This window comes from Clostridium coskatii, assembly GCF_001675205.1.
In the GTDB taxonomy this organism is placed as follows: Bacteria; Bacillota; Clostridia; order Clostridiales; family Clostridiaceae; genus Clostridium_B; species Clostridium_B ljungdahlii.
This window is the reverse complement of sequence record NZ_LROR01000068.1, coordinates 17,656-28,895: the sequence shown is the minus strand read 5'-3', so window position 1 is coordinate 28,895 and position 11,240 is coordinate 17,656. Positions and strand designations below refer to the sequence as shown.

Genomic DNA, 11,240 nt, shown 5'->3' with positions numbered 1-11,240 from the left:
AAAAAAATAAATTATAAATTAGGAGGAAATAAAAATGAAATATGATGCATTAGGAATGATTGAAACAAAAGGTTTAGTAGGTTCAATTGAAGCTGCAGATGCAATGGTAAAGGCAGCTAATGTTTATTTAGTAGGAAAAGAACATGTTGGCGGTGGTCTTGTAACAGTAATGGTAAGAGGAGATGTAGGAGCAGTAAAGGCAGCTACTGATGCTGGTGCTGCTGCAGCACAGCGTGTTGGAGAATTAGTTTCTGTTCATGTTATTCCTCGTCCACACGTTGAAGTTGAAACTATCCTTCCTAAAACTAATTTAAAGGAAGATGAAAAGTAGATTACAGTTTACTATTTATTTAGTAAGATATAAATGAATATTAAAGAATGTATAAATCCCCTTATATTGATGATTTAAGGGGATTTTGTTTTAGGTAAGTTATTTTTTTTTACCCCAAAGTCTAATTAGTCTATCTTTAATTTTAGCTTCAAATCCGTTAGATGTTGGGTTATAATACACAGTATCTTTATGAGAATCGGGCAAATACTGTTGATTTACAAATCCTCCATATGAGTGTGGATATAAATATCCAATTCCGTGTCTTAACTTCTCTGAACCTTTGTAATGGGCATCTCTTAAATAAAGAGGTATTCCAGAATCTCTGCGTTTTCTAACATCTGTGAGGGCAGAATCAATTGCAACACAGCAAGCATTTGATTTTGGTGCTGATGCTACGTATATTGCTGCCTGAGATAGTGCATATCTACATTCAGGCATGCCTATCATATGTACAGCATTCATAGCATTTGTAGCTACTACTAAAGCCATAGGATCAGCATTTCCTACGTCCTCTGAGGCTTGAATAGTAATTCTTCTTGCTATAAACATTGGATCTTCACCAGAATCTAACATTTTTGCGAGATAGTATACTGCTGCGTCAGGAGAACTTCCCCTAAGTGATTTTATGAAAGCGCTTATAGTATCATAGTGGGATGTACCTTGTTTATCGTACAATGTCATTTTCCTCTGGATGCATTCTTTTGCATCGTCAGCAGTTATAAAAATTTTATCTTCCTTCCTGGATGAAGTCCTAACTGCTATATCTAAAGCATTTAAAGCCTTCCTTATATCACCATTACTATTTACAGCAAAATAATCAAACACCTCAGGATCTACTTCTATGTTGAGATATCCAAAACCTTTTGGACTTTTGATGGCATTATTCAATGCTTCTTTAACGTTATTCTCGGAAAGACTTTTAAACTCAAAAATCATAGAACGAGAAAGAAGGGCATTATTAATTTCAAAATAGGGATTTTCTGTAGTAGCACCTATCAATATAATAATACCTTTTTCAACTGCATTTAAAACACTATCCTGTTGGGCTTTGTTGAATCTATGTATTTCATCAATAAATAATATTGTTTTTTTAGAATAAAATTTTTGGTTATCATCTGCTTCCTTTATAATCTTCTTTACATCTGATGTACCAGAATTTACAGCACTCAATTCATAAAAATTTGCCTTTGTTGTATTAGCTATAATTCTTGCCAATGTAGTCTTACCTACACCAGGTGGTCCGTAAAAAATAGCTGAGGAAATATTATCTGTAACTATTGCTCTATATAGCATTTTGCCTTTACTTAAAATATGCTCTTGGCCTATAAATTCTTCCAAGGTCTCTGGTCTCATTCTTTCGGCTAAAGGTTTTAATTCTTTATTATTTTTGTTATTAGCAAAATCAAATAGATCCATAATTTCACCATCCTTTTAAAATTATTCTATATTATTATACTGCAAAACTGATAGTTTTTAATGATAAAAGCAATATTGAAGTATTCTATTACATATGTTGATTTGTTTAAAGATGTACTCAAGAAGTCTTTTGAATCAGAAATGGATATACGATAATTTGAAGGATATTTTTATATTTTTTACTAAAATTCACTTCTTATTTTTGTTAGTATCTTATTCAAAAATTCATACATTTAAATGCTTTAGTTGGAGTAACTATTGTCTAAATATTTTGTATTTTAAATAAAAATAAAAATGCATTAATAAATAAGAGTAATTCAAACTAAGTTTCTGACGATAATGTAAAGTTTACAATATAATTTTAAAAAAATAGCAAAAAAAATAAACATTTTTTAAACTAATCATATTTTATGTGCTATAATTATAACAATTTATAAATCGTAGAAAAATTTAATAATTGTACATTTTTTAATGAATTTACAAATTGGTGCCAAATAGATAAGTCCGGTATGATAGATCTCTTCAAAAATTAGAGTTATATGATTTTTGAAGAAAGCGGTATACAGTACTTGAAGACCTAGCAGGCTTATTAAATTAATATTTTTTAAATACTATATGTTAAAATTATAAACTTAAAAAAGGAGAAATTTAATATGTTTAGAAATTACAGACCTGTATGGGCAGAAGTAAATTTAGATAACCTCGCATATAATATGAGAAACATAAAAGCCAAAACAATGACAAAAGAAATTTTTGGAGTAGTTAAAGCAGATGCGTATGGACATGGTGCTTTAGAAGTTTCAAAAGTACTATTGGAAAATGGAGCAACAAGATTATCCGTAGCAGTTTTAAGTGAAGGTATAGAGTTGAGAAAAGGAGGAATAACTTGTCCAATTAATATTTTAGGTGTTACTCCATCTACGTTGTTTCCTGACCTTATTGGATACAGTTTGGAACCAGTAGTATTTTCATATGAATATGCAAAAAGTTTATCTGAATATGCAAATAGCAAAAACAAAAAAGTAAAAGTACATCTTGCCGTAGATAGCGGAATGGGAAGAATAGGGTTTCTTCCAACAGAGCATAATGTAGAAGAAGCAGTAAAAATAAGTAAGATTTCCAATATTGAAATTGAAAGTGTTTTTTCACATTTTTCTACAGCAGATGAGAAAGATAAAAAATATTCGAAGTTTCAATTTGATAAATATAGGTGGTTTGTCAATGAGCTAAAAGAAAAAGGTTTAAATATTAAGATTAGAGATATTTCTAATAGTGCAGCAATAGTAGACTTGCCAGAGACTTATTGTGATGGAGTAAGACCTGGAATAATACTCTATGGATATTATCCTTCAGATGAAGTAGACAAGAGTAGGCTGGATATTAAGCCTGTTATGACACTAAAGGCAAGCGTTGTATACTTAAAAACTTTAAATGAAGGTCAGTATGTAGGATATGGAAGAAGATTTAAAACTGAACGAAGAACTGTTATAGCTACTTTGCCAGTTGGGTATGCAGATGGGTATACTAGAATCTTATCTGGAAAATTAAAAGTAATAATAAATGGTAAGCTTGCACCAGTTATAGGCAATATTTGTATGGATCAATGTATGATTGATGTCACAGATATTGAAGATGTGAAAATTGGAGATGAAGTGATACTGATGGGCAGTGATGGAAAGGTAAAATTTGATGCTGAGGATATAGCAAAACTTTTAGGTACAATAAGCTATGAGGTACTTTGTATGGTGAATAAGAGAGTCCCAAGGGTATATATAAAAAATGGACACGTTATAAAAGTGAAAAACTATATATAAAATAATGGTTTGTTGAATAATAATTATTTGTTTAAAGAAAGAAAATACATAAAATAATTACGAGAAAAGAACGTTGAGACCTTAACAATTTAAGTACTTAGTTTATTTCAAACTGTTGTTCTTGAATAATTTACTCTGTGACACATTAATAGCTGGCATATCTTTGTAATAGGATAAAACGTCATAATTTGATATATATCAGCTGAAAACTATATAAATTTATTCAGATTTATATAAAACATCTTAAATTTAGTAATGATTTATTTTATATTAGGTAGTAGTTAAAATATAAGAAATCTAGTAAAATAGAGTTATTATTTTTTAACATAGAGTACAGAATTTTACACAACCTAATAAAATTAAATGGATAAAGGGTGAATTTTATGAAATTTGGATTTAAAATTAGAAAATTGAGGCAGGAAAAAAGTATAAGTATAGAGCAACTAGCTGAAATGGCAAAACTTAGTACAGGGCTCATAAGTCAAGTAGAAAGAAACATAACAGGACCTTCTGTAACTACCTTGTGGAAAATAGCTAAAGCATTAAATGTATCAATGAATTATTTTTTCGATGAAGATGAATATGAAGAAAAAGATAATGTAGTAAGAAAAGATAAAAGAAAAATGATAATTCTTCCTAATTCTAAAATAACATATGAGCTATTGTCACCTAATATTAAGGGAAAAATAGAATATCTATTAGTAGAAATAGATGCAGGAGAGTGTAATACAAAAGATCTTATATGCCATGAGGGAGAAGAATGTGGTTATATAATTAAAGGAACGTTAAAAGTTAAATTAGGTAATAAAGAACATATTTTAGAAGAAGGCGATAGCATATATTTTAATAGTAATGTACCACATAGATATATAAATGCTGGCAATGAAAAAGTTATATCTATATGGGCCATGACCCCACCTAGTTTTTAAAAGTATTTAAGATTATTTTCACTATGATGAAAAAACAGTCTGACTAGTTTCATTCTATTTATATCTATATAACAAATTACTGCTACATTCATTAACATATTATCAAAAGAATAAGAATAAAATATAAAAATTATCAAAAAAACATTGAAATTATTATTAAACAGTGATATTATTAAACACAATATTATAGGCAAACAGAATTTTTATAACTTTCCAATTCAATATATTGAAAATAAGGAGATGGTATTTGATAAATAGAATCTAACAAGAATGTATAAGTACTTAAAAAAATAAGTTTGTGGAGGGGACAAATGGAGAAGACAAAGATGTACAAAAAAAGATTATGTGCAATTTTGATGGGAGTTTGTTTAGCTGCATTTTCAGTAGGATGTGGAAATACAACTTCATCAAGCAATGCAAATGGTTCTAGTTCATCAGACAAAAGTAAATTAACTATTGCTATTAATGGAGACATGGGAACTTTGGATCCAGGTGTTACGATGGATAATATGGCATGGAAAATAACATATCCTGCTTACGAAAGGCTTGTACAATTTAATGGTGAATCTACAGACATAAAACCAGCATTAGCAACTAAATGGGAGACAAGCGGTGATGGACTTACATGGACTTTTCATTTAGACAAGGGACATAAATTTGCAGATGGAACAGAGGTTACATCAGATGCTGTAAAATTTTCCTTTGAAAGAATACTTGCTCTAAAGAAGGGACCAGCTGATACATTCAAAGTAATAAAGACTATAAATACACCAGATAAGTACACTGTTCAGTTTGTTTTAAACAGTGCTTTTCCTCAATTTTTAGCTACGCTTGCTACCAACTATAGTAGTATAGTAAATCCTAAAGTTATGAGTCATGAACAAAATGGTGATAGAGCTCAAAATTATTTGGCTACTCATACAGATGGAAGTGGTGCTTATGAACTTACTGAATGGAAAAAGGGAGCTTATATACATCTTGCTTTAAATCCTAACTATTCTAAAAAACCAGCTTTAAAAGACGTTTATTTTAAACTAGTTGCAGATGCTTCATCAGCAAGACTTGAACTTGAAAAAGGTGATGTAGATATTGCAGAAGGAATAGATATCGATCAAATTGATAAACTTAAAAGTAATCAAAATGTTTCAATTGTGAAAAAGTCAAGCTTACTAGTTGATTATGTATATTTAAATTGTACAAAAGGTAATCCTGCACTTCAAAACGCAAAAGTAAGGCAAGCTATAAGCTATGCTGTTGATTATAATTCGATAATAAGTAAAGTTATGCATGGTTATGCTTCACCGATAGCAAGTCCTGTACCAAAAGGATTGTGGGGATACAATGCATCTGCTTTTAAATACACTAAAAATGTTGACAAAGCAAAATCACTGTTAAAAGAAGCAGGGGTAAGCAACTTACAACTCACTCTACTTTACTCAGATAGATTCCCTAACTGGGAACAAGAAGCATTGATTATACAAAGCAATCTGAAAGATATCGGCATAACAGTAAGTTTAAGTAAAGTAGCTTATGCAACTATGAGAGATATGCTTGATTCAGGAAAATTTGATCTTTCACTTGGTGTTTGGAGTCCAGATTATGCAGATCCATTTATGTTCATGAATTATTGGTTTGATTCAAATGATCAAGGACTTGCAGGCAACAGAGCTTTTTATGTTAATCCTACAGTAGACACCTTAGTTAGAAAAGCAGCATCTATAACTGATCAATCACAACGTGAGGATTTATATAATCAAGCACAAAAGATAATTATAGAAGATGCACCTTATGTTTATCTATATCAAAAAGATTTTGTTATACCTATCAGCAAAAATGTAAAAGGATTTGTTTATAATCCAATGTTAGAGGGAATATACAACTTAGCAGATATGAGCAAATAGTTAACAGTATAATAAATTGCAAATAATAAATTAAAAGTGACAGGTTTATAAAAACTGCATTTGCAAACTTGTCACTTTTAATTTATTACACATATGCTTCATGATGTTTAGGAGGAAATATATGAAAAAGATTATTATAAAAAGACTTCTAGCAATGATATTAGTTCTTTTTGGAGTTACAATAATAGTGTTTTTCCTATCTCATGTAATTCCAGGAGATCCAGCCAGAATGATGGCTGGACAGAGAGCTTCACAGGATACACTTATAAGTATTAGAAAACAACTTGGATTAGATAAACCTTTGATAGTTCAGTATTTCATTTATATGAAAGGTCTTTTATCAGGAAACTTAGGAATATCAATAAGAACACAACAGCCAGTTGTATCAGATCTTGCAACATATTTTCCAGCTACTTTAGAATTAGTTTTATATGCATTTTTAATAGCACTTATAGTGGGAATTCCATTAGGTGTTTTAACAAGTCTAAAACAAAACACATTAACTGATTATTTAGGAAGAATTTTCTGCATAGGAGGAGTTTCTATTCCAGCATTTTGGGGAGGAATAATTTTAATACTCATATTTTATTCAAAATTAAATTTACTTCCTTCTTCAGGACGATTATCCCTTGGTGTAGTTTTTAATACTAAAATAACTGGTCTTATAACAATAGATAGTTTGCTTACTGGAAACTTTGCAGTATTTAAAGACGCCTTAAGGCATCTCATACTGCCAGCAATTGTCTTATCTTATGCACAACTTGCAACAATTACAAGGCAAGTTAGATCAAGCATGATTGAAGTTTTAAATGAAGAATATATAAAAACGGCTAGAGCAAATGGTATAAAAGAAAAATTTTTAATTGTATCTTATGCACTTAGAAATGCATTAGTTCCTACAATAACTGTAGTTGGATTATCACTTGGAGGACTTTTAGGTGGAGCAGTAGTAACAGAAACTGTATTTAACTGGCCTGGAATGGGTAAATATGTAGTTGATTCAATAGCATTTTTAGACTTTCAATCTATAATGGGATTTACTATTGTAGTTGTAATAGGATATGTTCTTATAAATTTGATAGTTGATATTTTATATATGCTTTTGAATCCACAGACTAGGGGATAGGAGGAATACTTATGAATTTAGAGCTAGGAGTTAGTGATATATCAAATAAAAAAACTAAAAATAATAGTATTATTTTTTATAAGATAAAAAAGAATCCAATGACCATATTGGGATTTTCTATAATAATAATAATGGCATTGCTAGCTATTTTGGCACCATATGTAACAAGTTATGATCCTACAAAAATGAATATACTAGACAGATTTCAAGCGCCAAGTATAAAACATTTATTTGGAACAGATGAAGTCGGGCGTGATATTTTGACGAGAATTATTTATGGAACTCGAATATCTCTTACAACTGGAATAAGTGTAGTTGTTACTGCAGGATTTATAGGTGCTTTTATAGGATCTGTATGCGGATATTTTGGTGGATATGTAGACCAAATAATAATGAGACTAATGGACATGGTTTTAGCATTTCCAACTCTTATACTTGCAATGGTTATAGCTGCAATATTAGGATCTAGTTTATTTAATGTTATGCTTGCCATAGCTATAGTAAAAATTCCTGTGTATGTTAGATTAGCTAGAGGAGAAGCGCTTATTTTAAAAAACAACCTATATGTAAAAGCAGCTAATACCTTTGGATTATCTAATATATATATAATACTTAGGCATATTATTCCAAATGCCATAACTCCTATAATTATTCAGATTACTTTGGATTTAGGAGATACTATTTTACTTGTAGCAACACTAGGATTTTTGGGACTTGGAGCAAAGCCGCCAACTCCAGAATGGGGAACTATGATAAGTACAGGATTTAAGTACATGCTTGAACAATGGTGGTATCCTACGTTTCCTGGACTTGCAGTTTTTTTAGCTTCAACTGGTTTTAATCTAATAGGAGATGGTCTAAGAGATGTACTTGACCCTAAATCTTTGAGATAGGAGGAAAATGTTTTGTTAAATGTAGAAAACTTATCTATATCTTTTGATACTTTTGAAGGTAGAATCCATGTACTTGACAACGTATCTTTTTCTGTAAATGAAGGTGAGATACTTGCTATAGTAGGAGAATCTGGATCAGGTAAATCCGTTTCAGCTTATTCTGTACTAGGACTTTTAGATAAAAATTCCAATATAGAAAATGGACAAGTACTGTTTGAAAATACTGATCTTTTAAAATTAAAAGGAAAAGAAATACAAGAATATAGAGGTAAAAAAATAGGTATGGTTTTTCAAGAACCTATGACTGCCCTTCATCCTACAATGAAAGTTGGAAAACAAATTTTAAATGTAATAATACAAAATTCAGGAATATCCAAGGAAAAGGCAGCAGAAATAATGCTTAAAAATTTAAGGGATGTTCATTTTGAAAACCCTGAATATATAGCTAATAAATACCCATTTGAACTTTCAGGGGGTATGAGACAGAGAATAGTTATTTCTCTTGCCATGTGTAATGAACCTAAACTTTTAATTGCAGATGAACCTACTACTGCATTGGATGTAACTATACAAGCTGAAATATTAAATTTAATGAAAGAACTTGTAAAAAAAAGAAATACTGCTGTTTTATTAATTACACATGACTTTAGTGTAGTAAGAGCTGTAAGTGATAAAGTTTGTGTAATGTATGGAGGTAAAGTACTTGAAAGAGGATATACGAAAGATGTATTAGAAAAACCAGAGCATCCATATACACAAGCACTTCTAAATGCACTTCCAGATAAAGTTGATCCGGATATAAGGCTTCAAGAAATAAAGGGAGAAGTACCTGATCTTAGATGCAGACCTAAGGGATGTATATTTGCTTCTAGGTGCCTTTTTAAAACAGATAGATGCGTGAAAGAGGCTCCGCCCCAAAAAAAAGCTTCAGAGGATCATGTTTTTTATTGCTGGGAGGTTGATAAGTGATGGAAACTATTTTAGAAATTAAAAATTTGAAAAAGGTGTTTGGCAAGTTTTCTGCATTGAAAGGAGTTTCTTTTAAATTAAATAAAGGTGAAACTTTTGGACTGGTTGGTGAATCGGGATCTGGCAAGTCAACTATTGCCAATATAATAGTAGGAATACATTCGCCTTCATCAGGTAATGTGATTTTTAAAGATAGAAAACTGTGGAAAAACAATAAATATAATTGTGGTGAGTATGGAAAGATTCAAATTGTATTTCAAGATCCACGCTCTTCACTTGATCCTAGGATGACTATAAAGAGTATAATTTCAGAACCGCTTTTAGCACTTCCGAAATTAATTAGACAGGAAAAAGGATCTAGGGAAAACCTTGCAAAACTTATAAAAAGTGTTGGACTTCAAGAACAGCATTTAGATAGATATCCACATGAATTTTCTGGCGGACAAAGACAGAGAATAGCTGTTGCCAGGGCCATAATTACAGATCCAGAAGTTATAATTTTAGATGAACCTACTTCTGCACTAGATGTATCTGTTCAAGCACAAATTTTAAATTTATTAAAGGATATTCAAAAAGAAAAAAATATAACTTATTTGTTTATTTCGCATAATATGGCTGTTGTCAAGTATATAAGCAGCAGGATAGGAGTTTTGTATAAAGGACAATTTGTTGAAATGGGAAACTCACAAGAGGTATTTGAGTGTCCTAAACATGATTATACAAAAAGATTAATTTCTAGTATATTGGAGTAAAAATTATTACAGCTAACTTGGAGGTAAATTGCAATGAAAGCTTTTGATGCACATTCTGATATGTTTACGGATATTACTATAAGACGATTAAAAGGTGAGAGAAATATTATAGAAAATTATCATATAGATGAATTAAAAAAAGGAGGTGTAGCAGCTTCAATTTTAGGAATATGGATTGAACCCCTTTATGTTAATAAAGATCGTACATGGAGAACGCTTCAGATAATGGGTGCTGTTTCTGAAGAAATAGAAGATATGAGAGAATACGCTGGTATTGTATATAAATATAGTGATTTAATTAAATTAAATCAAGAGAATAGGATTGGAATAATAATGGGGATGGAAGGTGTAAGTGGACTTAGAGATGATATAAGTCTTATAAATGCAATGTATAGGTTTGGAGTTAGACATGCTATGCTTACTTGGAATGAGGAAAATGAATTTGCCACAGGGGTTAAAAGCTCAAATAAAGATAGGGGACTTACGAAAAAAGGTGTAGAATTAGTAAAGAGAATGGAGAAATTAGGAATAATAATTGATGTGTCCCATGGAAATGAAAGTACTTTTTGGGATATATATGAGAATACTACAAAACCATTTATAGCTTCACATTCTAACGCATATAATTTGTGCAATAGTATTAGAAATTTAAAAGATGATCAAATTAAAGCCATAGGTGAAAGAAACGGAGTTATAGGAGTTAACTCCTGGGTGGATTTTGTAGATAATGAACATCCATGCGCAGAAAAGTTGGCAGATCATGTGGATTATATAGTAGATAAAATTGGTATAGATCATGTAGGATTTGGATTTGATTTTGGAAATTATTTAGATTCTAGGACACTTAAATCACTTCAGGATGAAGAATATATAAAAACGCAAGGTATTGAAGATGCTTCAAAAATACCTAATTTATTAAATATTCTAAAAAGGCGAGGATATAAAAATGATGAATTAGAAAAAATAGCTTTTAAAAATATGGAGCGTATAGTGAGAGATATACTGGTATAATGGCAGGGGGTTGTTGCATTAGCTATTTTTCGAATAGCTATGAACAGCTCTTTTTTATACTAGTTTTTTATTTAATATAATAGTTCCATGTTAAAATA

The 11,240-nt window shown here is 30.5% G+C and carries 10 protein-coding genes; 9 read left to right on the top strand and 1 reads right to left on the bottom strand.

Annotated features, from left to right (window positions below; all coding sequences use genetic code 11):
• Nucleotides 1-34: 34 nt before the first annotated feature.
• The gene (eutM, locus tag CLCOS_RS16695; RefSeq protein ID WP_063602486.1) at nucleotides 35-331 is read left to right on the top strand and encodes an ethanolamine utilization microcompartment protein EutM; all 297 of its coding nucleotides are present in this window, start codon (nucleotides 35-37) and stop codon (nucleotides 329-331) included.
• A 99-nt stretch (nucleotides 332-430) separates the two neighbouring features.
• On the opposite strand, the gene CLCOS_RS16690 is transcribed toward eutM, so the two are convergent.
• A complete protein-coding gene (locus CLCOS_RS16690; protein WP_063602485.1) occupies nucleotides 431-1,747 on the bottom strand; it encodes a replication-associated recombination protein A in 1,317 nt (438 codons plus the stop codon).
• A gap of 653 nt (nucleotides 1,748-2,400) precedes the next feature.
• Between CLCOS_RS16690 and alr the strand changes: the two genes are divergently transcribed.
• The 8 genes from alr (at nucleotide 2,401) to CLCOS_RS16650 (ending at nucleotide 11,142) form a co-directional block, all read left to right on the top strand.
• Nucleotides 2,401-3,561, top strand: coding sequence for an alanine racemase (gene alr, locus CLCOS_RS16685; protein ID WP_063602484.1), 1,161 nt, complete (start codon nucleotides 2,401-2,403; stop codon nucleotides 3,559-3,561).
• Nucleotides 3,562-3,944: 383 nt separating this feature from the next.
• On the top strand, nucleotides 3,945-4,490 hold the full coding sequence (locus tag CLCOS_RS16680; RefSeq protein ID WP_013237867.1) for a helix-turn-helix domain-containing protein: 546 nt from the start codon (nucleotides 3,945-3,947) through the stop codon (nucleotides 4,488-4,490).
• A 311-nt stretch (nucleotides 4,491-4,801) separates the two neighbouring features.
• Nucleotides 4,802-6,391 carry an ABC transporter substrate-binding protein gene (locus CLCOS_RS16675; RefSeq protein ID WP_242867039.1) on the top strand — a complete coding sequence of 530 codons (1,590 nt, stop codon included), beginning with the start codon at nucleotides 4,802-4,804 and terminating at the stop codon, nucleotides 6,389-6,391.
• Between the two features lie 121 nt (nucleotides 6,392-6,512).
• Nucleotides 6,513-7,517, top strand: a complete 1,005-nt coding sequence (locus CLCOS_RS16670) for an ABC transporter permease (protein ID WP_063602483.1) — start codon at nucleotides 6,513-6,515, stop codon at nucleotides 7,515-7,517.
• 11 nt (nucleotides 7,518-7,528) lie between these two features.
• Complete coding sequence (locus CLCOS_RS16665) at nucleotides 7,529-8,410, top strand: ABC transporter permease subunit (protein ID WP_063602482.1); 882 nt, start codon at nucleotides 7,529-7,531, stop codon at nucleotides 8,408-8,410.
• 12 nt (nucleotides 8,411-8,422) lie between these two features.
• Nucleotides 8,423-9,379 carry an ABC transporter ATP-binding protein gene (locus CLCOS_RS16660; RefSeq protein ID WP_063602481.1) on the top strand — a complete coding sequence of 319 codons (957 nt, stop codon included), beginning with the start codon at nucleotides 8,423-8,425 and terminating at the stop codon, nucleotides 9,377-9,379.
• A complete protein-coding gene (locus CLCOS_RS16655; protein ID WP_063602480.1) occupies nucleotides 9,379-10,131 on the top strand; it encodes an ABC transporter ATP-binding protein in 753 nt (250 codons plus the stop codon). Before CLCOS_RS16660 ends, CLCOS_RS16655 begins: the two co-directional genes overlap by 1 nt.
• Before the next feature lie 33 nt (nucleotides 10,132-10,164).
• A complete protein-coding gene (locus CLCOS_RS16650; protein WP_013237874.1) occupies nucleotides 10,165-11,142 on the top strand; it encodes a dipeptidase in 978 nt (325 codons plus the stop codon).
• Nucleotides 11,143-11,240: the final 98 nt, after the last annotated feature.